We start from the raw sequence: 25,312 nt of genomic DNA, 5'->3' as shown, positions 1-25,312 counted from the left end.
TATATATAAATTATAGGTTTTTTATAACAACATAGTATAGTTTGATATGAACTTAGTGTTATATACCCTTTCCATGACATTCTAAACCCTATTATACTAAAAAATCGTTTCTAAACAAATATGTTTATTTAGTTGTTTTTGTACATTTGATTTTTGTACTCATACTTGTCACATGATTGTCACACCTTAACAGTAACAAACATTAACATACCTGCTTCTCATTATCTTTTTTAGTTAAATTATACAGTTTGTAGGGGCTGATCATTTTGAAACCACTTATTTTTGCTTTTGTTCTCATGCTCTTATTACAAGGGTGTGCAACAGATGATATTACTAGCGAGGATGTTGAAAGTCAGCGCCTTCTAGTAGAAACAGAACAGATATCTACCGGTTCCATTCAGCAGACCCTTGAGCTATCAGGACAGCTACTCCCGAGAGATCAAGTACCTCTTTTTACAGGCGGACCTCTTGAGGTTATGGACATACATGTAGAAATAGGTCAAGCCGTTGAACGAGGTGATCTTCTTCTTACTCTGAATGATGAAGAGGCACGAAGACAAGTCTCTCAAGCAAGGCAAGCCTTGGAACAGTTAGAACAAAGTTTAGTCCAAGTTAATAACCTTAATCGTTCTATTGAGCAGAATGTTTCAAATATGTCTGAACTAGAAAAAGAGTTACAACAATCCATTAATCGTTCACGTACTTTACTTGAACAAATCCAAACCGACAATTTTGAAAATTCACTTGCTGAAATCATCCAAGCAAGCTTAGATGTATCCATTCGACAAACCGAATTGATTCAATTTGCAAGTGTACAAGGAACAACAGGTCCTGTTAATACCCTTGAACTAGAAATGCAAATCGCACAAGCTGAAGAGGCGGTTCGACAATCTGAGCGAGCTCTACAGGCAACAAGACTTACTTCCCCTATTTCAGGTGTTGTTTCTCAGTTAGACGTTTCAGTCGGCCAAGTTGCTGCTCCGAGTATCCCTCTTGTCACGGTTGCTAATTTAGTTACTATGAACGCTACATTCTCAGCTAGTAGCTTTGAAGTAAACCAGCTTGAGCCAGGTCTTAAAACAGAGCTATCGATAATGGGTGTCGAGGAAACCATTACTAGTGAGGTATCAACTATTTCACCTGTAGTAAATCCTCAAACGAACTCTTTCACCGTACAGATTCCGATAGACAATGATTCCATGAACCTTAAAGGTGGAATGAGAGCAACAGCCTTGATTGACTTACAAACAATTGAGGACGCTCTTTTAATTCCAGCGAATGCCGTTTTATATCAAGATGGTGTACCTTACACGTTTGTCGTACAAAATGAAGAAGTCAAACGCCAAGAGATAGACTTAGGTTCAAGAAGTGGAGACTTTTTTGAAGTCCTTTCAGGAGTATCGAAAAATGACATCGTGGTAACTACTGGTAAAGAGCGTTTAACAGATGGTGCCGAAATAACAATTCGAAGTGAGTGAGTACAATGAATGTAGCAAAATTATCCGTATTGCGTCCGGTAGCCATGTCGATGTTAATTGTATTGCTTATTATGCTAGGAATGGTATCGCTCAGAAACCTTCCTGTTGATCTCTTTCCCGAATTGGATTATCCAGTTGTAGCGGTTACAGCATCATACGAAGGAGCTGGTCCAGAAGAAGTAGAACAGTTAATTACGCGACCACTTGAAGAAATGATGGCAAGTGTTCAAAACGTAGAATCTGTTTCTTCAACGTCTCGGACAGGCGGAGCACTTGTTCTCGTGGCGTTCGACTGGGGAACAGATCTAGATTTTGCTACATTAACAATGCGTGAACGAATTGACCAAATTCGAGACCGTCTCCCTCCTGGTGTCACGACTCCTCAAGTAATGAGATTTGATCCTAGTATGTTACCAATTGTTCAACTAGCTATTACTGATCAACATGGCGACCTAGCAGAAACAAAGAATTTAATTGAAAATGAAATACAACCAAGGTTGGATTCGATCGATGGTGTTGCAGCCGTTCAAATTGAAGGTGGGACCACTCAAGAGATTCGGCTCGAAGTTGATCCAGATCAACTAGCGAGTTATGGGCTAAGCTTGAATGATTTACAACAAATTATAAGTAGTGAAAATCTTAACATTCCGGGAGGAGAAGTTACAGATGCAAATCAAAGCCTCCCTGTACGAATTACAGGAGAATTTCAATCTATTTATGATCTACAAGTGCTTCCGATTCCTACTGTTGAAGGTGTCATTCCGTTAAGCAATCTAGCTTCCATCCAAGAAACAACGGCACCAACGCTACAAGAAAGTTATTTAAACGGAGAACCAGCAATTGGGGTCTCAATCCTCAAAGGATCTGGGACGAATACAGTGTCAGTAGCTAGAAACATAAATCTTGAGATTAAGGAAATGCTTGAGTTATTACCTGAAGGAACAAACATACGAATAATTTTTGATCAAAGTCAATTCATCGAACAATCCATCCAAGCAGTTGGGTGGAACATTGTGATCGGGGGGTTGTTAGCAGCATTTGTGCTTTATGTATTTTTACGAAATATTCGTAGTACTTTCATAATTGCTTTTTCTATTCCTATTTCTATTATGACCACTTTTCTTTTTTTATTTTTTTACGGCGAAACCTTAAATATATTGACACTAGGTGGTCTAGCGCTAGGTGTAGGAATGATGGTTGATAATTCGATTGTCATTTTAGAAAACATTTACCGGAAACGTTCAGAAGGGGAAGGAAAAAAAGAAGCAGCCATAAATGGCACAAATGAAATAGGGGGAGCCATTATAGCATCAACATTGACCACGGTTGTTGTATTTTTGCCTATCGTTTTTGTTGAAGGCCTTGCTGCCCAACTATTTAAGCCTCTTGCTGTAACTGTTGCTTTCTCTTTACTAGCATCTTTAATTACAGCCTTAATCATTGTTCCTTTGCTTTCTTCTACTTTTATGGCAGTCAATCACCATACTTCTGCTTTTGAGCGAGGGTTCGAACGGACAAAAGCAGCGTATAGGCGATTTTTGGAGCGTTCTTTGCACAAACCAAAGACAGTTTTATTTTCAACAATGGGATTGCTTGGGTTATCATTAGCTTGTATTCCTTTATTAGGAACGGAATTTTTACCTGCCCAAGATCAAAGTTTTGTTAGCATTGATGCTCGATTACCAGCTGGTAATGACCTTCAAGCAACACTTAGTCTTACGGAAGAAATTGATGAGCATCTAACAAACATTCCTGAAATCGAATTAGCCTATGTCACAGTTGGAGGTACTGATAACTTTACAATTGGGGCAGGCTCTCAAGTAAATCGTGCGTCATATAGCCTATTACTTAAACAAATATCTGAGCGTAGTCGCTCTGACTTAGTTGTGGCAGAAGATGTCCGAGAACGGCTAAAGCAAATTCCAAATGTTGATATACGTGTCACAGCTAGCGATACAGGCTTTTCAGACAATCCGATAGCTCTTACCGTAAAGGGTCCCGACTTGCAAACACTAAAACGAATTTCTGATGAAATGATCAAAACGATTTCAAATGTGGAAGGAGTACGAGAACCGACAGCTAACTACAATGAAGGAAGTCCCGAAGTAACAATTTCAATTGATCGGAATGCTGCTGCATCTTACGGTGTAGGAAGTGCTCAAATCGCAAACACAATTGGAAATGCAACAAAAGGAGTTGTCGCAACAAAGATAGCACGTGATGGTGAAGAGTTAGACGTTCGCCTTCAAGTTGAAGAGAAATATACAGCATCTGTAGACCACTTGGCACAACTCCTTATTGATACACCAACAGGAGAACGAATTCCTTTGTCAGCTGTCGCAACTGTTGAACGCGGTCAAGGACCAAGTTCCATTCGAAGAGTTGACCGCCTTCGTGAAATAACCGTTCGCGCAGATATACTCGGCCGAGATTTAGGAAGCGTTGTTACAGATATTGAATTCGCCTTAAAAGAAGAAATCAGACCTCTTTTACCTAGCGGATATAGAATTACATTCGGAGGGCAAAATGAACAAATGAACGATGCTTTTTTTAAGCTTAGCGGGGCGATTGCGCTAGCCGTTTTACTTGTTTACATGGTAATGGCTGGACGTTTTGAATCGTTCTTCTACCCTCTTATCATTATGTTTTCTGTTCCTGTAACAGCGATTGGGGTCATAGGGGGACTCCTTATCACTAGCCAACCTTTAGGCGTTGGTTCATTAATTGGTATTTTAATCTTAACAGGAATTGTCGTTAATAATGCGATAGTCCTTGTTGATTACATGAACACATTGCAATCAGAAGGATATTCCACCTATCAATCGATCCTTCAAGCTGCTCCTACAAGATTAAGACCGATTTTAATGACAGCTCTTACAACGATCTTAGGTTTAGTACCTCTCACGTTAGGTTTTGGTGAAGGAACAGAGGTGCAGCAGCCGATGGCAATCGTCATTGTGTTTGGACTTGCTGTTTCAACGTTTATTACGCTCATTTTAATACCTGTCATCTATTTATTAGCAGACAAACTTAAAAAACGACATTCCGATCAAGAGTTAGAACTTTAACAGGAATACGATATTTTCAAGCAACAAAGCGGATGAATATGAGATCTAAAAAAAGATGGGCTCCTTTTTAGCATCATGCTAAAAAAGGAGCCCTGTTTTTCGTTTTAAGCAGTTGTGCGCTTCGATGGCATTGGAATTGGACTACGTTTAGACCTAGCTTGCCATCCCTTCACATTTTTCTTAAGAAAATCTTTAAGCATTTCCCTTTTCTTTTTGCTATTCTGTCGCTTTACATCTCTTCTTTTCATCGGTATTCCCCCTCATCAATGGATGAAGGAATTGGCTACACAGTCGCCTGGTCTTTCTCTTTTTCGTACGTTAAAACTTGATCAACATCTTCATAAGAAGCTCCGTAAAGTTCATGGTCTTTATACGTGTGGATGTTTTCATACGTATGCTTCATTTTGTCAAAAATGCTTTTTTCCGTTTCATCTGTTGGAGACCAATACAAAATCTCAAGTTCATTAATTTCGTTTGTCGCCAAAGAACGTCTTTTGTAACCAATTGACTGTGCGTGCTTAAATCCTTCTCGACTATAAAAACGTTGACGCTTCTCGGTATCCGTATCATCATAATCAACCGGCTCTACTTCAAGAATAATGGGCTTATCTTTTTGCTTTAACTCGTTTAATAATTTTTTCCCTAGTCCCTGACCTCTTGCATCTGTTGATACAAACAAATAATCAACAAAAACAAAGTCATCAGTTTCTACATACATCATAACATGATTTGGTCCTTCATTTTTATGGTAAATATCAGCTTTCTCTTTTAACAACAACTCGATGTGTTCTTTCGACTTCATTTCTTCGATCGGAAAGTATTGATTAAGCTTTTCATACCAATTCATTGTCGTACCTCCATCACCTTTATAGTATTAGTATATTCCTCTTTCAATAAAGGTTAAACTGCGTCATTTCATCATATAATAGGAAGTTTTTCCATGTACGACATTATTTACAGTTTATGCACCGATCTCATACAATTCCACTCATTTCCAAGAGAGTTTGGCCATACTTCACTGTTTTAAAGTGATTGATTGCTAAAAAAAGCTACTGCAAAACAGTAGCTTTTTTAATCCATTTTTATTCGAGTGGTTTATAGTTAACGCCTTTTGTATAGCGGTTTGTTGCATTCCAAAGCAAGAATTCATCAATTCCTTGTTCATTCAATGCACGAATTTGCTCTTCTACTTCTTTTTTTCCGTATCTTTTATAATTTCCTGCTCCTAACCAAGATGCTGTAAAATCTTGAATCCAAGGTCTTGATACTGGAGGGTTATCTAATGCACCAAGTACTTTATTTTCAACTTTCGCATATTCGGTCGTTAGTTCATACGGATACAAATCAGGTTTATCGATTCCAAAATACGGTGTCCAATGACTCGGATAAATCATGGAAGATATAACATCAACATTCTCTGAAATTTTCGAGAAGTTTTGACCAATTCCTGGTGCTTCCGAGATGGTCGCAGAGTATCCAAAAATATCAACGGACACATCAACATGATATGCCTCTAACTGTTCTCTTGCATAAGCTACAAAATCTGTTACAGCTTGGACTCTTTTTTGAACATTGTCATCTCCATCTAAATATTCGCCAACCTCATATTTAAGGATTTCATCACGACGTTCAAATCCTTCCGGAAACCGAACATAGTCAAATTGAATTTCTTTAAAGCCCATTTGTGCTGCCTTTTTAGCAATGTCTACATTGTAATCCCATACTTCTTTTAAAAATGGGTTAACAAACGCTTCTCCTCTCCCATTTTTCCAAACTTCTCCATCATCTAAAAAAGATAGGTCAGGACGTTTCTCAGCCAAGACTGTATCTTTAAAAACAACGATACGTGCAATTGGATAGATTTCGTATTCTTCTAGTGTTTCCATTAATTTCTCTGTATCACCAATAAAATTTTGGGAGATGTTATAAAATGGTGATTGCTCATCTGGACGATACGTTAAATAACCGTGATCATCTTTTATATCGATGACCATAGAGTTCAAATCGGTAGAATCTAGAAGTTCAAGGAGGGAGTTAAATCGTTGTCCACCTGCAGAGTTACCTGTAACATATACACCTCGTACGCCATCTTCCGGGTACGGAAAAGAATAACCTGAGTTAAATTCGAAACGGACCATGTTTTCAGGCAACTCTAAAAAGTTCTTCGTTATTCCTTTTTGCTGATGGTCTCTTGCTTTGTTTGACTCTACACTCTCTGCTTGTACAGAAAATGTTCCAATGATTAAGCCAAATAGACAAAGCATGAGCACAAACACCAAATGTTTCCCCATTGTGGCATCACAACCTTCTCTTTTGGTTTTGTGTTCACAATTATAGTGTATGTATTAATCTTCGTCTTTAGCATCCCAATCTTCAGGAAGTGTTCCTCTATTTCCTCTTTTATCTGTCGTCTTTTTAGATCGAGTTGTTCCTTATGCCATAGAAATTGCTCTCGATTAACTAAATACTCTTGTCCATCAAACACTGTCCTTACATGTCCTTTTCTCACTTGTTGAACAATGTACTCTTCTGGCAATTCCAAATAGGCTGCAAGCTCTGCAATCTTTATATACATACCATCGCCTCCATTTTCATTATAACGAGAGCCCTGAAAAAGGTCGATTTTTCCTTTTTCAGCGCTTTTATTATACCCGTATTCTCGTACCTACGTCATTGGCAATACATAAAAAAGAATTAAAAAGAAATGAAGAATGGTACCAACTAGGACGAATAAATGCCAGATTGCATGGTGGTATTTAAACCCACGCCACATATAAAAAACCGTTCCAACTGTATAACTGATCCCCCCTGAAAAAAGAAGAGCCACCCCTAATTGTGGGAGTGTTTCCATTATGGGCTTAATGGCGAACAACGCTAGCCAACCCATCCCAATATAAAATATCGTTGATAAAAACAGGAATCTCTTTACAAAGAAGAATTTTAAGATCACGCCTATTGTTGCAATGCCCCATACAATGCCAAACAGTGTCCATCCTAGAGTTCCTTGTACGACAATAAATAACAACGGGGTATAACTCCCAGCAATAAACAAATAAATAGAAGCATGATCAAAAATTTCAAACAAATCTTTTGCTTTTCCGGGTGGAAGTGCATGAACCATTGTCGAGGAGAAATAAAGTAACAGCATTGTAACTCCATATATCGTAAAGCTTATTACATGTAATGCAGATCCATGTAGGCTTGAAAGTAAAGGTAATATCACAAGAGCTACAATACTAAAAAGAGCACCAAAACCGTGAGTAATAGCATTAGCTATTTCTTCGCCTTTTGTAAATGAATGAGTGGTTGCCATTTTTCATACTCCTCTCATCAACCTATCGTGTATCATATACATAAATTAACCAATCGTTCCAAATAAAATGTGTTGCACCATTTAATATAAATCTATATAATAGATAAAATACACTTTTTCAAGGGAAGATTTATTTACAACAACTTAGAAGAGGGAGGAATGTTACGTGAGACATGTTACGTTAGTTCAATTGTTTGATCATCCAATTACACAAAAATATGTAAAAAGGTCCGGAATGGCCCATGCCGTTGCTTGTGCTTTTCATGCTTATCGCTTAGCTATAAAGCATAACGTTGATCCTGATCGAGCAACTAAGGCAGCATTCCTTCACGATATCGGGCATTATACGTGGTACAAAAATGGTCAATGGGATTATAATTTATACAAAGAAAATGATATACATGCTATTAAAGGGTCTGAAAGAGCACACAAGCTTCTTATTCGACTCGGGGAACATCCGCGAACAGCAAAAGAAATCGCCCTTGCCATTTTATTACACACAGATTCTTATTTACCAAACGGACATCTCGAATTAAATCCATTGCAACATGTCGTAGCTTTAGCCGATGAAGCAGATGAAAAGCCAGGTGGAGAACATCATTATCACAAAATCTCAGATCAAAAAGCGCGAAGGATGTTAAGCTTACTGGATAAGAAGATTGAATCGCATCTGAAAGAAAAATTCATTGAAAGAACCATGTAATTCATATCCTCTCTCTAAGAGCAGATTAAGAGAGAGGATTTTTTTGTGATTTTAGATTGACGTCAAATCCACATCATGCTACATTTAGTCCATCACAATTGCATACCCAAAAAGGGGAGTAGCGACCTATTGGTCAATGAGTCGTCATGACAGTGACTATGTTCACTCGGTTCATTGAGCTTTGTTATTGAACAAAGTACGCAAGACCTTTTTATGAGAGACTGTTTTTTCGGGCAGACTTTCATAAAAGGGTCTTTTTTGTGTGGATTTTGTATAGGGGGAATTATACTATGGTTTTTTTAGGATTTATTTTTGCAGCTATTTTAACGGTGTTAGCTGCCATTAAACTTTCCACGTATGCTGATACGATTGGAGAGAAAACTTCTCTTGGTGGGATGGTCGTGGGTACTATTTTTTTAGCAGGTGCAACTTCCTTACCTGAAGTTACAACTAGTGTCACAGCAATTGTATTAGATTCACCTGACATTGCTGTAGGGAATGTGTTCGGAAGCAACATGTTTAATTTATTAATCATCGCTAGCTTTGACCTTTATTTTAGAAGACAGCAAATCTTCAAAAATGCTAGTAAATCCCACATTTATACCGCTAGTGTTGGTATGCTACTTGCAATTGTATCTTTACTAGCATTAAGTATTAAGATTGAATACACATTTCTTGGAATTGGTTTAGACATCTGGATTTTGATGATCATTTACGCATTAGGAATTGCTCTTATTTCTCATTTATCTAAAAAATATCCAGAAGAGCCCGTTGAAGAACCGGAAGATTATAATTTATCTGCTATACCTCTAAAAAAAGCTATTATTGGTTTTGTGATTGCTGCTATTGTCATTTTGGGTGCAGGAACTCTTTTAACAGTGACAGGTGACCAAATTGCAGTCATAACAGGTCTTGGAGCAAGTTTTGTTGGAAGCTTTTTAATCGCTGCGACAACCTCTCTCCCCGAAGCGATCGCAGTTCTTGTTGCAATACAGTTACGAAATTACAACTTAGCAATAGGGTCAATATTAGGAAGTAATTTATTTAATATTTTAATTTTAGGAGCTTCAGATGTGTTTTATCGAAATGGGTCAATCATTGCCGACGTTTCGAACGTACACCAAATTACTGCTGCTGCCGTAGGAATTCTTTCTGTTGTTATTTTATATACACTTGTCAGGAAGCCGAGAGAATCCAGTTTCCGTTACGCTCTTCCTTCTGTTGTTTTGGTGATTCTTTATTTTCTATCTTCTTACTTAATATTCATTCAATAAAAAAGGGTGAGGAGGAGGTTCTAGTTCACCTCCATCTTTATAAACAAGAAAGTAACTTTTAAAAGCCTTGAGAGAATCATCTCAAGGCTTTTTATTAAAGGATGAAGCTAGGATTTTAACGAAACAACACCAAATCCTCCATAATTTCATTTGTTAATCCGCCGTTGATTCTTTGGACTATAATTCCTTGTTCATCGATTACAAGTGTTGTTGGAATACCAATGATTTGGTATTTCTTCATGATCTCTCCATCTTGATCAAGAAGAGGATCAAACGTGGCACGGAAATGTTGAAGAAAAGGTCTAATCTCTTCTTTGCTTTTTTCCTGACTAGTCATATTAATTGCGACAAATTTTCCGCCCCGCTCCTTTACCTTCTTCTCTAACTCCAAAATAATAGGCATTTCCTCTTGACAGGGATGGCACCATGTTGCAAAGAAATTCAAAACAACTGGCTGTCCAAGATACTCATCTAAGGACACCTCATCCCCGTTCAGTGTTGTCAATTCAATCGGTAAAGCTTCTTGTCCGACTTGAACTCCTTTTTGAACCGTTGCGGCGACTGATTCTTCGACTTGCTGATAGATACTATCTGATTGACTATACATAAAACCTACACCACATAAAAGAATAATCAAAACACTTCGGTAAAATGCTTGCTTCGATTTCATACATCACGCCTCTTTTCGTACGATTTCAAGATTGTTATAATGTATCGTATGTCCTAACAGAAGAAATCATGCGAAATGAGGGAAGGCTTTGTCCAAAATTCAATTAATGCAAGTATTTGCTGTAGTTGTTCTCGTTGTTTTTGTATACATCTCGTATCAAAATGAAACAACGACATCTTGGCTTTTTTACTTGATCGTAATTATCAATGTTGTTTTGTGGATTTTGCGTTTAATGGAAAGAAGAAAAAAGGATCAGGAAGGTTAATCTATTCTGCAGCACTGCATATTAATCTGAAGGCACTAAAAAAGGTATACCAACCTTTTTTAGTGCCCTCTTATTCCTAAAGAAGTGATTAACCACCGCTCCATTTCACCACGGTCTAAATAACCTTCAACTGATTGAATCTATGCGCATTTTTTTATACATTTATGCGCATAGTAAATGTACAGCTTCTTCTAATCAAGGAGGTACATGGCATGAATCATATGTTAGCGAAGATCAAAGAATTTAGCTTTCACTTTTTAGATCTCCTCTTTATTTTAGAATACGAACATATCGAAACGGACCATGCTAAAAAGAGTTCTCTTAAACGCGAACCCTTATCTGACTCTAATTCCATTCAATAGTCGTGAGTGGAGTTCAGTAGAAAGCCATTGAAACAAGTAGTTTCAATGGCTTTTTTAGTCTGTTAATTAATTCATAACATGAAACGCCTCTTTTTTGATTGATACAGTGGTTGGGGTTTGTCCCATCATTTCTCCATCGGCCGTTACAAAAAGCGGTTCATCACTCTCTACTTCAATTTTTTCAACTTGATGATATTCGACTCCTTTCATAGACACATGTTTCCCACTAAATACTCTTGCTAAAATAAAAAGAAGTCGCCACTTTGGAAGGCTATGAATAACGCAAATATCTAACTTTCCATCGTTGCTCTTGGCAATCGGACAAATCTTTATCCCCCCACCATAATAAGCATGATTGGCAATGGCAATTAACCATACCTTTTTAAAAAGTCGTTCTTCATCATTTAATTTAAGTTTAATTTCTGACGGTTTATACGTTAATAGTACTTTTAAAATCGTAAAGAAATAAGCGGTACCACCGAGCCACCTTTTCCACTTCATTTTATTTGCTTCATCTGCAACCTTACCATCAAACCCAATTCCTACAACCGTCATACAATGGCGATTGCCAACTTCTAATAAATCGATCTTTTTTTGTTCATTTAAGAGTAATTTTTCTATTTCTTTTCGGTAATCCTTTGATATTCCCCGCGCTCTTGCATAGTCGTTTCCAGAGCCGGTTGGGATAACGCTAAAAGGAACCGAAGATCCAATTAATTCATTCATTATCGAATGAATCGTTCCATCCCCACCAAGCGCAACAATCGCTTGAATGGCTTGTTTCGTACATAATAATTCCTTTAAAATTTCTAACGCTTCCTCTTTTGTATCCGTTGTAACAGCTTGATATTGTACGTTTTTCTCTTTTAATATCTTCTCTATTTCATTCCAAACTTCGACGGAGCGCCCTTTGCCTGACGTCCGATTTACGAAAAAATAGTACACACTCCCACGCTCCCCTTTTGGACGAACTGTTTCCAAAAATCTAATCCCTATACAAAGATAGTTATTCCAATTATATAGGAAAAATATGAATAAAATACGTTAATTTGCCCAAATTACTAGTAATTAAGTACGTACTTCCATATGTATTAGGGAGGTGATTAAAATGAATGCATTGCAATTTAATTTTACCATTCCAAAATATATCTTTACGAAAACGCTTGGCCGTTGGTTTCCTTCCTTACATTGGAACTCCAAATTGTCATGTTTAACATGGGGTGAAACCGAAGAACCTTCTTTACCCAACGAGGACTGGGCAAAAATAAAAGTAAAATATGGTGGGATATGCGGAAGTGACATGAATTTGCTTTTTCTTCACGATAGTCCGTCTACATCACCGTACGTCTCTTTTCCTTTTACGATTGGTCACGAAGCTGTCGGAGAGATAGCAGAATTAGGAGAAAGTGTTACTCAGTTTCAAAAAGGCCAAAGAGTGGTTATTAACCCGGTCCTTTCTTGTGAAACACGAGGTTTAGAACCTTGCCCTGCTTGCTCACGAGGAGATGAAAGCTTATGTGAGCAAAAAACAAAAGGATCCATTGAATCAGGATTGCTAATTGGGGCTTGTAAAGACACAGGCGGGAGCTGGAGCCCTTATTTTGTCGCCCACAAAAGTCAAATTCTCCCACTTCCAGATGAAGTTGATGACTTAAACGGAGTTCTTGTTGAACCATTTAGCTGCGCTCTTCATGCCGTTTTGCGAAATCCACCAAATGAAGGTGATCGAGTTTTAGTTATCGGAGCAGGTGTCATTGGCCTTTCGGTTGTTGCCGCAATTAAAGCACTTGGCTATTCCTGTCATGTCACCATACTAGTTAAACATGCATTTCAAGGTGAAATGGCTAAAACATTCGGGGCTGACGAGGTCATCTATTTGGACAGCTCCTATGTAGACAATACGGCTAAGGCTCTTCATGCTACGACCCTTAAGCCACTACTTGGCCCCGAGATCGTTCAAGGTGGCGCTCATATTGTTTATGAGTGTGTAGGAAAAAAACAAAGTGTTACGGACGCCTTACGATTTTCAGAAAGTGGCGGAAAAGTCGTTCTTTTAGGATTAGCAAGCATCATGAAGCAAGTTGATTGGACGACCGTTTGGTTAAATGAATTAACGATTAAAGGCTGCTTTGCTTATAGCACGAACGAATTTGAAGGAAAGAGAATGAATACTCTTCAAATTGCCATTGAATTAATGAAGAGAGGAAATGTTGATCTGTCACCATTAATTACACATCAATATCCTCTACATGACTATAAGACGGCTTTTGGGACGATCACAAAGCGAAAAAAAGAAAATGCCTTAAAAGTTGTCTTCAACCATGATCAAACTACAGTTGGAGGTTAGACATGACAAATTTTATGATAAGTTCAAACCCTGCCAGTCCGTTCTTACAAGAGTTATCAAAAGGGCTTGTAACAACCTTTTCAAAAAACGGTTTTACGTACACGGACAATCCCAATGATCCGCTTCAACTTGTCTTTCATTTTGTAACGGAAGATTCGATCAAACCATTTAGACGCAAGGCACAAGCAACGTTCGTTGTTGCAGTGTTAGAAAGTTCTGGACAACCTTATGATCTATTTACAGAGGTTTATCCATTCTTAATTCGTTCTTTAGCTAATCACTTTATGTATGTGAACCATCATGCGGGTAAAACAGACGTTCACTTTTTAACACCTGAACAAGGGTGTTACTCTATCTCTTATCGCGAAGGCGATGATGTACAAGCATTTTACAATGAAATCTTTGAAAGACTTCAACCACTAACTTGTTCACGCTTAGTCATTAACAATGAATTTTCTGAGGACCTTCCACAAAACCTTTGGGAGGGCGATCGAATCACAACAGAGCTTAGTCATTCAGGAAAGAAACTTGATGATTTAGATTTGCTTCCTGCACCGTTTCCAATCGATAAATATTTAAGTGAAAGAGACATGCGACATTTAAATAAGTTGTATGGTCTTGGTGGTTTAAGTTATGGAAATTTAAGTGCAAGAAGCGATGAGAACCATTTTTGGATGAGTGCAAGTGGTATTGACAAAGGGAATATGAAAGAGATTGGAAGAGATATTTTATACATTAAAGGTTACAATGATTCGAAAAACCATATTGAAGTAAGCATTCCTCCAAATGTAACACCAAAACGCGCTTCAGTTGATGCCATTGAGCATTGGATGATTTATAAAGAGCACCCTGATGTTGGTGCTATTGTTCATATCCATGCTTGGATGGACGGCATCCAAGCAACTGAAATTAACTATCCATGTGGTACGATTGAATTGGCTGAAACCGTTGCACAGCTCATTCGAGAATCGGAGAACCCTTCAGAGACGATTATTGGATTAAAGAACCACGGCTTAACGATTACAGGTCCATCTCTTGAGAATATTTTCAATCGCATTGAAGGAAAAATCCAACGCCAAGTACCCATGTCATAGACAAAGAAAAGAACTGACCCCCTCTCGAAAGATTGGTCAGTTCTTTTCTCATAATACTTGTTTTGTCTGTGTTAATCGTTTGATCGCGTAAGCAATTTGCTTTGCGGCATCGGGCTTCTTCAATTTCCTCGCATTTTGCACCAATTGATCGTAAACAGCATGATTAAAGAGGATGTTTTCAGTATGATGGGCGATCTCTTCAATTTGTTCAGCCTTAAAAGCAGACTGACAATCCAATAAAAATTGTGCATTATCCTCTTCATGCCCTGGAACAGGTTCATATATTAAAAGAGGGGTCTCACAAGCTAGAGCTTCTGAAACAGTAAGTCCTCCAGCTTTTGAGATAACCAAATCACTAGCTCTTAAATATTTTGTAAATTCATCTGTATAACCAATTACATGTACTCGATGTTTGCTAGTGAGCGTTTTTATTTTGCGCTCTAGCTCTTTGTTCATTCCTATCATACACAATATTTGAATCGGTTGTTTTACTTTTTCCAATGAAGCTAAAATGTCTTCATATTTCCCTAGTCCTAATCCGCCACCTGAAACGAGAACGGTTTTCTCATCTGACTGCAGCTCTAAATCATTTCGCAGCTTCCACCTCGGTACATTTACATCAGGTATTTCTTTGATTGGAATTCCCGTGCAAAACAATTGATTTAAGGAGAGGTTATGTTCGCTCGCAAAATGATCAATTTTTGGACATGCTGTAAAATATCCATCAATTTCGGGTCTTACGTAAGCCGGATGCAAGTATAGATCAGTTATAACGGTATATAAAGGCAACGATAAGTTTTTCTTTTTCTTTAATTTTGCTAAAAAAGCTGTCACAAAAGGATGGGTTGATATCATCACATTCGTTCGATTCTTATGAATAATCGAATGCAATTTCTCACAAAAAAATGTTCCGAGTTGATCCAATACTAAAAACCATGAGTATTCCTCACTATACCGGTAAAGCCTGCCCCAAAGCTTAGGTGTCTTCTCAATCATCCGTAAGTACAGCTCTAAAAACGCTTTATGCAACAATGGATGAATAGACTGAAATGTATCGACAATCGTCACGGTCTCGCCTTGTAATTCAAACTGATCCTTTAAGGCTTTTGAAGCTTCGTTATGACCATTTCCGATAGAGGCAGAAAAGATTGTGATGTGACTCATATACGAACCCTCTCTTCCTAGAACCAAATACAATGATGATAAAATTAGTGTTCGCTTTTTTATAAATAACATTCACGTCAATTCAGATTGAACCATCCTAGAAGAACGCATCGACCTATGTTTTTTCGGGACAATCTGATATGATTTACTTTATAAATATTTAGCAATATGGAAGGAATGACAAGAATGAAAACTGTTTTCTCTGGAATTCAACCGAGTGGTACACTAACACTTGGTAATTATTTAGGGGCGATGAAACATTTTGTTGATATGCAAAATGATTACAATTGTTATTTTTGTATTGTCGATCAACATGCTATAACTGTACCTCAAGATCGATTAAAGCTTCGCGAGAATATTCGTAGCTTAGCTGCTCTTTATTTAGCTGTAGGAATTGACCACGAAAAAGCAACTCTTTTCATTCAATCCGAAGTGCCTGCACATGCCCAACTTGGCTGGGTCATGCAATGTGTATCATACATAGGTGAACTTGAGAGAATGACACAATTTAAAGACAAATCAGATGGAAAAGAAGCTGTCTCATCTGCACTCCTGACATATCCTCCGCTTATGGCGGCTGATATTCTTCTGTATAAAACAGATATTGTTCCTGTCGGAGAAGACCAAAAGCAGCACCTTGAATTAACTCGCGACCTTGCTGAGCGATTCAACAAAAAATACAATGACATTTTTACGATTCCAGAAGTGCGCATTCCTAAGGTGGGTGCTCGGATCATGTCATTGAATGACCCTACAAAAAAATGAGCAAATCAAATCCAAATCCGAAAAGTTATATTTCCATGCTTGATGACGAGAATACAATTGTGAAAAAGATTAAGAGTGCTGTTACCGATACTGAAGGAACGATCCGCTTTGATCGGGACGAAAAACCTGCTGTCTCGAATCTACTCTCCATTTATTCACTTTGTTCCGGGGAGTCGGTTGAAACGATTGAAGAACGTTATGTTGGAAAAGGGTATGGAGAGTTCAAATCTGATCTAGCAGAAGTGGTTGTCCAAACTCTTCGTCCAATTCAAACAAAATATTATAACCTGATTGAATCCGAAGAGCTTGACGAGATTTTAGATCACGGAGCAAATAAAGCAAATCACGTTGCTTCTAAAATGCTTGAAAAAGCAGAACGCGCAATGGGATTAGGAAGAAAAAAGCGGAAGTAACAAAAAAAAGCAGGACGGTCCTATACCGTTCTGCTTTTTTTTCTTAATAACCACTGTTCTTTTTCATGATTTTCCCTACAAAAAATGAAAGGCCAAGTGTTCCTACAAGCAATACAACCGTAAGGATCTGCATGACTAAATATGCAAAATTATCCATTGTTTCCCCTCCTCTTACAGTTTGCTTTACGTTCTAATTATAGGAGAGTTCACATACATTGTAAATGCCTAAGAATAAGCTGGCTTCACTCATTCTTAGGCATTAGTATACTTGTAAGGCTTTTTTCTATGCTCGTTCACAAAGGGTTCATTATTTGACACTTGTCCCATGTTCAAGCTCCCAAAGCTTCTCAAAGAAAGCTTGTCCACGAACCATTGCCTCACATAATTGATGATGTTTCACGGTCCACCCTTGTCTAATTTCTGAGTATAATTGTTCCCAAGCCTCTTCTCGATTTAGCATTTGAATTCGTACATAATCACTTGGGCTCCATTCTGTATACCAATATCTTACTTCCGCATCTGTTCCTGTTGAATAGAGTTGATCAAGAGCCATATACAACAATTGCTTTAATTGACGCTCTTTTCTTGTCAAACCCCAAAGATCATCCGGACTTGGGGAGAGAATGTGATACTCTTTTTGAACATCTACTGCTAATTCAAATCTTCTTAATTCATGTTGCTTTAATTGATCATAGACCAGTTGTTCTTGTCTTGGGGTTAAGCGGCTTTTTCTAATTGGCGTTTTGTATCCCATTGTATCAATAGCAATAATTCGTTCGCCATCTGTAGCAATAAAACAATAATCCAATTGTATTCGCGACATATTCTTACGTAGGTAACTCTGTTGATGAACTTCAGATAATAAATCTTCAGGTAGATCAGATAGATCATTTTCAATATAGTCAAATAGGTTCGACGTGACATACACTAAAATGCTTGATCCAATACTTCAATTCTGTCATCACTACGCCATTCATGAAAATCACATACATTATAACCATTCTCTTCTCCTTCGAACCAATTGACCCATACGTCCCGGATATGGACCATAAAAAACCCCCCTTGCTGTATTTCGTTTTGTATCCACAGTATAGGCAGGGGAGAACCAGTTTATTCCACACTCTCTCAATTCATTCCAATTTGTCATCTTTTTTTTCTTCTATTTCTTTGTTTCATTGGAACAGTCATGGCCCCAATTATGATCATCACACCGATTATAAAGAAATAAAACTCAATCCTTTGTAACAAAAACATAAAATACATGGCAGAGTTATACCCAGTGGTTAATAAGTTTAAATAGGCTAACATACTTACTCCACCTATAACCGCAAGCGAAAATCCAATCAAAACAAAAAATAACCGAATCATGAGCTATCACACCATGTAAACACCATCATTCTTATCACCTCTTTGTACTAAATTTTGATCGTTCTAGAAATATCTCTGCAGGCTTTTCTAACATTCGCTTCGTATCATCCTGATCTCTCGTAGCCGTTTTAATTAATTGATACCCTACATAGTAGCCGAGCCATAAAGGAATTCCCGTTTCCTGGTTGCCGTAAAGGTAGTGCAGATAGTTTTTTCTTCCTTTTACAAATAAATTTGGTCGAATCCATCTTTCAAACCAATGATGCGTTGAAAGGTGATCATAACGCGTCGTCCAAGCTGCACAAGCCTTTTCACCTAATTCTTCTTTAACAGCCCACTCCGCAAGTCCCTCCATAATCATCGATTCTAAAAATGGAATGGAATCCTCCGATTGCTGCATCGCTTGCAGCCGGCAAATATGGTGATATTCATGAGTAATAAGGGCTAGTAGATCTTTTTTCGTTGTTTCGGAGTCAACAAATAAGAGAATTCCCTTATTCAGCGACAATCCCGTTTTTCCTCCAAGCTCATTTTTCAAAAAAAGATTTTGCTGATTCAAAGGCAAAATATATATTTTCACATCAGGTCCATTCCACTTTCGTTGTAACTTGTGAAATTGTTCTTGAATGATCGTCCAAGGTAACGTTTCTTGCCATTTTTCATATTCTAAATCAACTGATTGATCCGGTAGGAAAAGTCCCATTTGCAAAAGGTATTGATGAAGACCTAACACATCTTCCGTTTGAAAAACTCCACATAAAGGTTCAATGATTAGGTCACGTTGGCATTCAATCTTTTCTTCTATTGATTTAGCTTGATTCCACTTTTTTTTATAGTGAAAAAGCCACTTATCCGTTCGAACAACCCCCATTAGTGTGACTCCCTCCTTATTCCTACTATATGTAAGGTTTATCTTAAATGAACCAACTTCTGCCTTTTTGTTAACCAGAAAGAGAAAAAAATAAAAATATACAAAGCTCCTTCACTTTTGCCCCTTTCTTCATCAAAACGTATGAAAATCGGTTGCTCAAAAGATGAACATTCTGTTGCCTCTTAGAATAGGATAAAGAAATATGATAGAAGAAGAAGGTGGAAAATATGAGCGGAGATTTGAGGTCAAAAGTGTTGTTTGCAGTTGTTCTATTACTTTTTATCAGTTTTACAACCGGGATTTTCACTGGCAATGGCCAAGAAACGGAAGGTCCACAGAGTCCTTTATTACTATTTGACCAATAAATTATAGGGAGGGGTTTGGATGTTTCGTAATGATCCGCCTCATTTTCAGAACCCTTATCAATACCAACAGCAGCCACCAATACAGCAGCCACATCCACAACAACCACCACAGAGACAGAGGAGACAAATCGATCCTCATGCTAAGTTAACTCCCAACCAAATCGCTGTTATCACAGCCATTTTAACAAATGCGTTACGTGTTCAATCTATTTTGGTCGACAAAGATAAAACGATCCAAGTGCTGCTTGAAGGGTCTCTAAACATTCAACAAAAGTCAGAGTTAGATAAACTAGTTGATCAAGTCCGGGATGTTCCCGTTGGCGATTTTCTTTCATCGTTATTAAACAAAGATAGCTAGGTGATATACATATCACCTAGCTATCTTTATTCATTTTGAAACGATAATTTCTGTTCTTTTTTATTCCAAACGAGTACGGCTCGAAAGCTCGTATCTCCTTTCACAAAACCGTCTATTAGCTCTGTCTTTCCATCCTTTAATAAAGCTTTAACATCCTTTTGTCTTAACTTTTTACCTAATATAACCTTGGAAATTGTAAAGCGACAGTGATTCGTTTGATATTGTCTACAACCGTAAAATGTGCCTTTGTCAATGATTGTACTGCCACATTCAGGACACTTTCCAACTGATGAGACCTTCCTTTTGCTTTTGTTCGTCCTTCCTTGCATAGAAGATAAATCAAATTCAGAAAACTCCCATTTGGATGCTTGTGTGTTTGCCTCTTCGATTAAGTGATTAATTAAGTTTCTCGTTTGCTCCATAAAGGCACTAGGTGATGCAACACCTTTGCCAATTTCGCGCAATCGTTGTTCCCATTTCGCCGTCATTTCAGCAGACGTTAACAAACTTGACCCTAATGCTTCAATTAACAAACGTCCTTTTTCTGTTGGATACACGATGTTTTTCGTCACAATCATATATCCTCTATCTTTCAAAACAGATATGATTCCTGCTCTTGTCGCTTCTGTTCCAAGCCCCTGAGATTCCATCAAGACTTTTTCTAATTCTGCATTTGTTACTTGTTTGCCCGCCATTTTCATGACATTGATCAATTGCCCCTCAGTATAGCGTTTAGGTGGCTGAGTGATGGATTCCTTCGTTTCTACTTTAATGACAAGTCCACTTGATCCCTTTTCTATATTCGGTAATTCCTCTTCTGACTTTGATTGCTTAGATGATATGATCTTCTTCCAACCGAGTTGCTTCACTACTCTCCCTTTCGATTGAAATGTGGCACGCTGATCAACAAGGGTTTCCATTCTCGTCGTATCGGTAATGGCATCTTGTTCATGAGCCGCTAAAAGCGAGCGAGCAATTAGATCATATACATTCTTTTCGTCTGTTGTCAGTTTAGTGAAAGAAGGAACTTGTTCAGTTGGAATAATCGCGTAATGATCGCTAACCTTTTGATCATTGACAAAACGTGGATTTCCTATTAGAGAGGGAACAGGCAATGGAAAGTACTGGGCATACTCTCGTTTTTCTGCTAATGCCTTAAGAATCGTCGGAAACGTAGCTGCTTCGCCTTTTGTCACAAATGGAGAATCTGTTCTTGGGTATGAGATATACCCTTTCACATATAATTTTTGTGCTAAATCAAGGGTTTTTTTCGGTGAATACTTATATCGTTGATTGGCTGATGTTTGCAAGCTTGATAATGTGAACAGAAAAGGAGGTTTCAGACTCTTTTCCTCTTTTTTTACATCGAGCACAGACATCGTTTTCCCCTCACAAAATAACGCCACTTTCTGTGCTAATTCAGCTGTTTTTAACCTTGTTTCGCCATCATTATGCCAAATTCCTGAATAGGTTTGCTCCTTTACTTGAAACGTGGCTCGAACTTCCCAGAAAGGCTCTGGTACAAACGCTTCGATTTCTTTTTCTCTCTTTACAATTAAAGCTAATGTTGGGGTCTGAACCCTTCCTGTTGAAAACACATCAGAAATTCCTTTTTTTTGTAATAACAGGGTATAGGCACGTGATGCGTTCATTCCAACTAGCCAATCCGCACAAGATCTGCTTAACGCTTCAAAGTAGAGCGGACGTGTTTCTGTTTCATTTTTAAGTGAACGAAACCCCTCTTCGACTGCCTTTTTTGTAAGGGAAGATAGCCAAAGTCGTTTAAGTGGCTTGTGAATTCTGCATTGTTCAATAATGAGCCGTATGATTAGTTCTCCTTCACGCCCTGCGTCTCCAGCCATAATAATTTCATTTACATTCGAAAGGGAGATCAGGCTTTTAATAACTTGAAACTGCTTCCCTTTTCCTTTTGTCACTTGATGCTTAAACGCTTCAGGAATCATTGGTAGTGTGTCTAGCTTCCACTTTTTCCAACTGGCATCATATTTTTCTGGTGGCACTAATTCACATAAATGCCCAATCGCCCAAGTTACATAGGCACCATTTGGAAACTGAGCATTTTGTTTAATTTCAATATATCCGGCCTTTTTGACAGACGGATAAGGTGCAGCCAGTTTTACCCCCTGGTCTGGTTTTTCGGCAATAATGACTTTCATCCGAATTCGATCCTTTCACTGTTTCCTTTTGAACATTATAACGTATTCTAATAAAATTCTGTGTGAAAAAATTACCCTTTTGTTCCCATTTAATGTTACTATACAAAAAGGTACTCTACATCACATAATGTTCGAAACGTGCTATTAGTATTTTTGATTTCATACTTAAAAAAGGAGAACCATATGGCTACGTTAAATAAGTCTGTTCCTTTATCTGCTTACACGACATTTAGCCGTGCTGAGTGGTCCAAATTATCACATTCAACTATTGAGATTTTATCGGCTGACGAACGTGAGAAACTTGGTAGCATCAATGAAACAATTTCTGCTGATGAAGTTGCTGATATATATTTACCATTATCACAATTGCTTTATATGCATATGACCCAATCGGTCCAATTACATGAAAATGTAAGCACCTTTCTACAAAAGAAAACGAAAAAGGTGCCGTTTGTCATTGGGGTTGCAGGGAGTGTCTCTGTTGGAAAGAGTACAACTGCGCGACTCATTCAAGCGTTAGCGTCAAGATGGCCTAATCAACCAAAAGTTGACTTAGTTACAACAGATGGATTTCTCTATCCTAACTCCATTCTTGAAGAACGAGGATTAATGAAACGCAAAGGGTTCCCTGAAAGTTACGATATTGGGAAATTAATTCGTTTTTTATATGAACTAAAATCTGGTTGCGCTTACATAGAAGCGCCTATGTATTCTCATTTAACGTATGATATCCTAGAAGACACTGTCCAGAAAGTGATTGAACCAGATGTTGTCATCGTAGAAGGAATCAATGTATTGCAAGTAAATAAAAAGGACCGCCGAATTCCTCAAGTATTCGTCTCTGATTTCTTTGACTTTTCGATCTATGTTGATGCCGAGGAAGAGAATATCCGATCTTGGTATATTGAGAGGTTTAAACTTTTACGAAACACAGCTTTTCAACAGTCAGAATCATTTTTCCATCGTTACCGTCACCTTAACGATGCAGAGGCGTTTGCATTTGCAAATGACGTTTGGGCTACAATTAACGGGATTAACCTCGAAAAAAACATTCGACCTACTCGACATCGTGCTGACCTTATCTTAAAAAAAGGAATGGAACATCGTGTAGAAGAAGTCCATCTAAAAAAATGTAGAGATGAATTCATCTCTACATTTTTTAATTAAATGTGAAAAATGCCCTTATTTGAGAGAGGATTTGCATGATTTGAGAATCGGAATGATCATCGCTCGCTATTTCTTCTGTTTTGCTCACTTCTAAGTCCTCTAACTCAGCTTCATCTTGCGGAAACAGAAGCGTTGTAGCTAATATTCGGTTATTTTCTCCTCGAATCCATAAGCGCCCAAGCCGATTAACATGAAAAGTAATCTCTTCTTCTCGCTTAGAAAGATAAACGAGATCTTCATTTAACTGGTACTCTTCCCCTGTTTCTGTCTCAAATGGTTCATGATGCGAAACGGTGTTTGTTGTATATTGCTCAAATCCAAAGTCAAATAGAGCTGTCATATCTTGATATGCATGTTTAGCTGAGGGAGCGTTCAATGTCACAGCAATTAGCTCCATGTTATCTCTTTTGGCTGTTGTGACAAGTGTATATCCTGATTTACGAACAAATCCGTTTTTTACACCTGTTGCTCCCTCATAATCCCATAACAAGCGGTTATGATTATAGATAACTGTGTCCCAGCCTTCACCAATCCATTCCATTTCCTTTGTTCCAACGATCTCTCGAAATGTCTTATTCTTCATTGCATATTGCGTTATTTTTGCCATGTCATAGGCCGTTGTAACATGGTTTTCATCGTACAAACCATGAGGGTTTCTAAAATAAGTATCTTCGACTCCAATTGTTTCTGTTACAAATTGATTCATCTTTTCAGAAAAAAGCTCTTCATCGCCAGATAGATGTTCCGCAATCGCGGTGCCCGCATCATTTCCAGAATTAATTAACAATCCTTGAACGAGTTTTAACAAAGGAACCTGCTCACCTTCTACTAAATAAACTCGTGTTCCTATTACATTTACAGCTTCATCGCTGATTGTGACAATATCATCTAAATTCCCCTCTTCAATCGCAACCATCGCCGTTACTATTTTCGTAATGCTTGCCGGGTACATAATTTGATTTTTATTTTGGTTAAATAGAACTTTTCCTGTTCCTAAATCCATTAGAATGGCTGTTTCACTATGTAATGGCATTGAAAAATTATTGTCAGCAGCCTTTATTTTACTATCTATCGCTATAAAAAAAACAAGAACAAAACTAATTAAACAGATTATTCGTTTCACACTTACCCCTCTCTTACATAGAACAAGTCCACTGAAAAAGGTAAAAACCGAGCTTTTTCAGTGACTCTTATTTACTTATAACTTGAGTAAAATCATTATAACTCAAACATATTACACCGATATTACAGAACCTTTAAATCATACGTAACTCCTTGTTTTTTCTGGAACTTCTTATAAAACTAGTAATTGAATTATCAAAATTTCAGATTTATACAAAGTTCGTTACAGAACTGTAAAAAAGGACGATGCCCCTTACAGGTTCTAAGCCTGCTCATTTTCTTTATTCTTATTGGAAAAAGTTAGCTACTTCCTCGGATCGTTTTTTATGCTAGTTTAGTAGAGTACGATTTACCGAGGAGGTTTTACATGATGAAAAAAATACTTATGACGGTTTTTACGGCAGCAGCGATCTTTTTTGTGGGAGGAACAGATACGGAAGCATCTTCCACTACACACACTGTTGTTTCAGGAGATACGCTTTATAAATTAGGACAACAATACGGCGTTTCAGCCATTGATATTCAAAGAGCGAACAATAAATCTTCTTCTATGATTATGGTTGGTGAAAGATTAAGCATTCCTGCTACTATTTCTGCCGCTGAAAGAGATTTATTGGCTCGTTTAGTTCGAGCAGAAGCAGAAGGAGAACCTTATGCAGGAAAAGTGGCCGTCGCAACCGTTGTGTTAAACCGAGTTGCACACCGTGACTTCCCAAATACGGTACGTGGTGTTATTAATGAAGTTTCACATGGTCACTATGCATTCTCACCTGTACAAAATGGTCGAATTAACCGTGCAGCAGACAGCGAATCGATTCGCGCCGTAAATGAAGCACTAGCATTCCGTGGACAAGGGTCTGGTTCATTGTTTTTCTATAACCCAACTATTGCTACAAATCACTGGATTGCTACTCGAACAGAAACCGTTCGTATTGGAAACCATGTTTTTGCAAAGTAAGTACAAGAGG

Annotated in this window: 24 protein-coding genes and 2 pseudogenes; 13 read left to right on the top strand and 13 right to left on the bottom strand. The window is 37.9% G+C overall.

All coding sequences use genetic code 11. From position 1 onward, the window contains the following. Positions 1-266 precede the first annotated feature (266 nt). Positions 267-1,478, top strand: coding sequence for an efflux RND transporter periplasmic adaptor subunit (locus tag JCM9140_RS05610; RefSeq protein ID WP_034743472.1), 1,212 nt, complete (start codon positions 267-269; stop codon positions 1,476-1,478). A 5-nt stretch (positions 1,479-1,483) separates the two neighbouring features. Beyond that, positions 1,484-4,546, top strand: a complete 3,063-nt coding sequence (locus tag JCM9140_RS05605; RefSeq protein ID WP_034743469.1) for an efflux RND transporter permease subunit — start codon at positions 1,484-1,486, stop codon at positions 4,544-4,546. A 104-nt stretch (positions 4,547-4,650) separates the two neighbouring features. Here the strand turns inward: JCM9140_RS05605 and JCM9140_RS23625 are convergent, their stop codons facing one another. The 5 genes from JCM9140_RS23625 to trhA all read right to left on the bottom strand — a co-directional run bounded on the left by JCM9140_RS23625 (position 4,651) and on the right by trhA (position 7,859). Beyond that, positions 4,651-4,794, bottom strand: a complete 144-nt coding sequence (locus JCM9140_RS23625; RefSeq protein ID WP_166485450.1) for a hypothetical protein — start codon at positions 4,792-4,794, stop codon at positions 4,651-4,653. Between the two features lie 35 nt (positions 4,795-4,829). Beyond that, positions 4,830-5,393, bottom strand: a complete 564-nt coding sequence (locus tag JCM9140_RS05600) for a GNAT family N-acetyltransferase (RefSeq protein ID WP_034743466.1) — start codon at positions 5,391-5,393, stop codon at positions 4,830-4,832. A gap of 235 nt (positions 5,394-5,628) precedes the next feature. Continuing rightward, complete coding sequence (locus JCM9140_RS05595; protein ID WP_439644271.1) at positions 5,629-6,822, bottom strand: putative glycoside hydrolase; 1,194 nt, start codon at positions 6,820-6,822, stop codon at positions 5,629-5,631. Then, positions 6,789-7,121 (bottom strand): MerR family transcriptional regulator, encoded by a 333-nt coding sequence (locus JCM9140_RS05590; protein WP_235715286.1) that lies wholly within the window; start codon positions 7,119-7,121, stop codon positions 6,789-6,791. The genes JCM9140_RS05595 and JCM9140_RS05590 overlap by 34 nt, the downstream gene beginning before the upstream one ends. Before the next feature lie 90 nt (positions 7,122-7,211). Beyond that, a complete protein-coding gene (gene trhA / locus JCM9140_RS05585) occupies positions 7,212-7,859 on the bottom strand; it encodes a PAQR family membrane homeostasis protein TrhA (RefSeq protein ID WP_034743461.1) in 648 nt (215 codons plus the stop codon). 166 nt (positions 7,860-8,025) lie between these two features. Between trhA and JCM9140_RS05580 the strand changes: the two genes are divergently transcribed. Together JCM9140_RS05580 and JCM9140_RS05575 are read left to right on the top strand one after the other, a co-directional pair. Beyond that, positions 8,026-8,562: an HD domain-containing protein gene (locus tag JCM9140_RS05580; protein WP_034743459.1), complete on the top strand. Its 537-nt coding sequence runs from the start codon at positions 8,026-8,028 to the stop codon at positions 8,560-8,562. A 290-nt stretch (positions 8,563-8,852) separates the two neighbouring features. Next, on the top strand, positions 8,853-9,836 hold the full coding sequence (locus JCM9140_RS05575; protein ID WP_034743457.1) for a sodium:calcium antiporter: 984 nt from the start codon (positions 8,853-8,855) through the stop codon (positions 9,834-9,836). A 115-nt stretch (positions 9,837-9,951) separates the two neighbouring features. Here JCM9140_RS05575 and JCM9140_RS05570 read toward each other — a convergent pair whose 3' ends face one another. Next, a complete protein-coding gene (locus tag JCM9140_RS05570) occupies positions 9,952-10,506 on the bottom strand; it encodes a TlpA disulfide reductase family protein (RefSeq protein ID WP_034743454.1) in 555 nt (184 codons plus the stop codon). Positions 10,507-10,594: 88 nt separating this feature from the next. Between JCM9140_RS05570 and JCM9140_RS23620 the strand changes: the two genes are divergently transcribed. Beyond that, the gene (locus JCM9140_RS23620; RefSeq protein WP_166485449.1) at positions 10,595-10,771 is read left to right on the top strand and encodes a hypothetical protein; all 177 of its coding nucleotides are present in this window, start codon (positions 10,595-10,597) and stop codon (positions 10,769-10,771) included. 212 nt (positions 10,772-10,983) lie between these two features. Further along, positions 10,984-11,133, top strand: coding sequence for a hypothetical protein (locus tag JCM9140_RS23615; protein ID WP_156314793.1), 150 nt, complete (start codon positions 10,984-10,986; stop codon positions 11,131-11,133). Positions 11,134-11,199: 66 nt separating this feature from the next. Here the strand turns inward: JCM9140_RS23615 and JCM9140_RS05565 are convergent, their stop codons facing one another. After that, positions 11,200-12,114 (bottom strand): diacylglycerol/lipid kinase family protein, encoded by a 915-nt coding sequence (locus JCM9140_RS05565; protein ID WP_052002083.1) that lies wholly within the window; start codon positions 12,112-12,114, stop codon positions 11,200-11,202. Between the two features lie 127 nt (positions 12,115-12,241). Between JCM9140_RS05565 and JCM9140_RS05560 the strand changes: the two genes are divergently transcribed. Beyond that, complete coding sequence (locus JCM9140_RS05560; protein WP_034743452.1) at positions 12,242-13,480, top strand: zinc-dependent alcohol dehydrogenase; 1,239 nt, start codon at positions 12,242-12,244, stop codon at positions 13,478-13,480. Positions 13,481-13,482: 2 nt separating this feature from the next. Continuing rightward, positions 13,483-14,574, top strand: coding sequence for a class II aldolase/adducin family protein (locus JCM9140_RS05555; RefSeq protein ID WP_034743450.1), 1,092 nt, complete (start codon positions 13,483-13,485; stop codon positions 14,572-14,574). 48 nt (positions 14,575-14,622) lie between these two features. Here JCM9140_RS05555 and JCM9140_RS05550 read toward each other — a convergent pair whose 3' ends face one another. Beyond that, positions 14,623-15,738: an MGDG synthase family glycosyltransferase gene (locus tag JCM9140_RS05550; protein ID WP_034743448.1), complete on the bottom strand. Its 1,116-nt coding sequence runs from the start codon at positions 15,736-15,738 to the stop codon at positions 14,623-14,625. Positions 15,739-15,924: 186 nt separating this feature from the next. On the opposite strand from JCM9140_RS05550, the pseudogene trpS reads away from it, so the two are divergent. Further along, a pseudogene (gene trpS / locus JCM9140_RS05545) lies at positions 15,925-16,916 on the top strand (tryptophan--tRNA ligase). Positions 16,917-17,223: 307 nt separating this feature from the next. On the opposite strand, the pseudogene JCM9140_RS05540 reads toward trpS, so the two are convergent. The 3 genes and pseudogenes from JCM9140_RS05540 to JCM9140_RS05530 form a co-directional block, all read right to left on the bottom strand. Then, positions 17,224-17,966, bottom strand: a pseudogene (locus JCM9140_RS05540) (DUF3603 family protein). A gap of 93 nt (positions 17,967-18,059) precedes the next feature. Then, the gene (locus tag JCM9140_RS05535; protein WP_034743446.1) at positions 18,060-18,284 is read right to left on the bottom strand and encodes a YuzI family membrane protein; all 225 of its coding nucleotides are present in this window, start codon (positions 18,282-18,284) and stop codon (positions 18,060-18,062) included. A 34-nt stretch (positions 18,285-18,318) separates the two neighbouring features. Continuing rightward, positions 18,319-19,155 carry a DUF2268 domain-containing putative Zn-dependent protease gene (locus tag JCM9140_RS05530; protein ID WP_034743584.1) on the bottom strand — a complete coding sequence of 279 codons (837 nt, stop codon included), beginning with the start codon at positions 19,153-19,155 and terminating at the stop codon, positions 18,319-18,321. A gap of 227 nt (positions 19,156-19,382) precedes the next feature. Here JCM9140_RS05530 and JCM9140_RS23610 point away from each other — a divergent pair, with 227 nt between their 5' ends. Both JCM9140_RS23610 and JCM9140_RS22355 read left to right on the top strand, forming a co-directional pair. Then, complete coding sequence (locus JCM9140_RS23610) at positions 19,383-19,520, top strand: hypothetical protein (RefSeq protein ID WP_156314791.1); 138 nt, start codon at positions 19,383-19,385, stop codon at positions 19,518-19,520. A 19-nt stretch (positions 19,521-19,539) separates the two neighbouring features. Continuing rightward, positions 19,540-19,878 (top strand): hypothetical protein, encoded by a 339-nt coding sequence (locus tag JCM9140_RS22355; protein WP_052002082.1) that lies wholly within the window; start codon positions 19,540-19,542, stop codon positions 19,876-19,878. Between the two features lie 26 nt (positions 19,879-19,904). Here the strand turns inward: JCM9140_RS22355 and JCM9140_RS05520 are convergent, their stop codons facing one another. Then, positions 19,905-22,055 (bottom strand): DNA topoisomerase III, encoded by a 2,151-nt coding sequence (locus tag JCM9140_RS05520; protein ID WP_034743444.1) that lies wholly within the window; start codon positions 22,053-22,055, stop codon positions 19,905-19,907. A gap of 183 nt (positions 22,056-22,238) precedes the next feature. Between JCM9140_RS05520 and coaA the strand changes: the two genes are divergently transcribed. Further along, on the top strand, positions 22,239-23,222 hold the full coding sequence (gene coaA, locus JCM9140_RS05515) for a type I pantothenate kinase (protein WP_052002081.1): 984 nt from the start codon (positions 22,239-22,241) through the stop codon (positions 23,220-23,222). On the opposite strand, the gene JCM9140_RS05510 is transcribed toward coaA, so the two are convergent. After that, the gene (locus JCM9140_RS05510) at positions 23,215-24,345 is read right to left on the bottom strand and encodes a D-alanyl-D-alanine carboxypeptidase family protein (protein ID WP_052002080.1); all 1,131 of its coding nucleotides are present in this window, start codon (positions 24,343-24,345) and stop codon (positions 23,215-23,217) included. The two genes, coaA and JCM9140_RS05510, sit on opposite strands and share 8 nt — an antisense overlap. A 369-nt stretch (positions 24,346-24,714) precedes the next feature. Here JCM9140_RS05510 and JCM9140_RS05505 point away from each other — a divergent pair, with 369 nt between their 5' ends. Continuing rightward, positions 24,715-25,302, top strand: a complete 588-nt coding sequence (locus JCM9140_RS05505) for a cell wall hydrolase (protein WP_034743573.1) — start codon at positions 24,715-24,717, stop codon at positions 25,300-25,302. The last annotated feature ends 10 nt before the right edge of the window (positions 25,303-25,312 follow it).

It is taken from the genome of Halalkalibacter wakoensis JCM 9140 (assembly GCF_000513095.1).
In the GTDB taxonomy this organism is placed as follows: Bacteria; Bacillota; Bacilli; order Bacillales; family Bacillaceae_D; genus Halalkalibacter; species Halalkalibacter wakoensis.
The sequence above is the reverse complement of the archived record's forward strand: the minus strand, read 5'-3'. Positions and strand labels throughout refer to the sequence as shown.

Bases quoted from the DNA above. Each gene is read 5' to 3' on its own strand.
- JCM9140_RS05605 (WP_034743469.1), top strand. From the start codon at position 1,484: ATGAATGTAGCAAAATTATCCGTATTGCGTCCGGTAGCCATGTCGATG.
- coaA (WP_052002081.1), top strand. From the start codon at position 22,239: ATGGCTACGTTAAATAAGTCTGTTCCTTTATCTGCTTACACGACATTT.
- JCM9140_RS05530 (WP_034743584.1), bottom strand. From the start codon at position 19,155: ATGGGGGTTGTTCGAACGGATAAGTGGCTTTTTCACTATAAAAAAAAG.
- JCM9140_RS05590 (WP_235715286.1), bottom strand. From the start codon at position 7,121: ATGTATATAAAGATTGCAGAGCTTGCAGCCTATTTGGAATTGCCAGAA.
- JCM9140_RS05535 (WP_034743446.1), bottom strand. From the start codon at position 18,284: ATGATTCGGTTATTTTTTGTTTTGATTGGATTTTCGCTTGCGGTTATA.
- JCM9140_RS05570 (WP_034743454.1), bottom strand. From the start codon at position 10,506: ATGAAATCGAAGCAAGCATTTTACCGAAGTGTTTTGATTATTCTTTTA.
- JCM9140_RS05550 (WP_034743448.1), bottom strand. From the start codon at position 15,738: ATGAGTCACATCACAATCTTTTCTGCCTCTATCGGAAATGGTCATAAC.
- JCM9140_RS05575 (WP_034743457.1), top strand. From the start codon at position 8,853: ATGGTTTTTTTAGGATTTATTTTTGCAGCTATTTTAACGGTGTTAGCT.
- JCM9140_RS05505 (WP_034743573.1), top strand. From the start codon at position 24,715: ATGAAAAAAATACTTATGACGGTTTTTACGGCAGCAGCGATCTTTTTT.
- JCM9140_RS23610 (WP_156314791.1), top strand. From the start codon at position 19,383: ATGAGCGGAGATTTGAGGTCAAAAGTGTTGTTTGCAGTTGTTCTATTA.
- JCM9140_RS05555 (WP_034743450.1), top strand. From the start codon at position 13,483: ATGACAAATTTTATGATAAGTTCAAACCCTGCCAGTCCGTTCTTACAA.
- JCM9140_RS05560 (WP_034743452.1), top strand. From the start codon at position 12,242: ATGAATGCATTGCAATTTAATTTTACCATTCCAAAATATATCTTTACG.
- JCM9140_RS22355 (WP_052002082.1), top strand. From the start codon at position 19,540: ATGTTTCGTAATGATCCGCCTCATTTTCAGAACCCTTATCAATACCAA.
- JCM9140_RS05520 (WP_034743444.1), bottom strand. From the start codon at position 22,055: ATGAAAGTCATTATTGCCGAAAAACCAGACCAGGGGGTAAAACTGGCT.
- trhA (WP_034743461.1), bottom strand. From the start codon at position 7,859: ATGGCAACCACTCATTCATTTACAAAAGGCGAAGAAATAGCTAATGCT.
- JCM9140_RS23615 (WP_156314793.1), top strand. From the start codon at position 10,984: ATGAATCATATGTTAGCGAAGATCAAAGAATTTAGCTTTCACTTTTTA.
- JCM9140_RS23625 (WP_166485450.1), bottom strand. From the start codon at position 4,794: ATGAAAAGAAGAGATGTAAAGCGACAGAATAGCAAAAAGAAAAGGGAA.
- JCM9140_RS05600 (WP_034743466.1), bottom strand. From the start codon at position 5,393: ATGAATTGGTATGAAAAGCTTAATCAATACTTTCCGATCGAAGAAATG.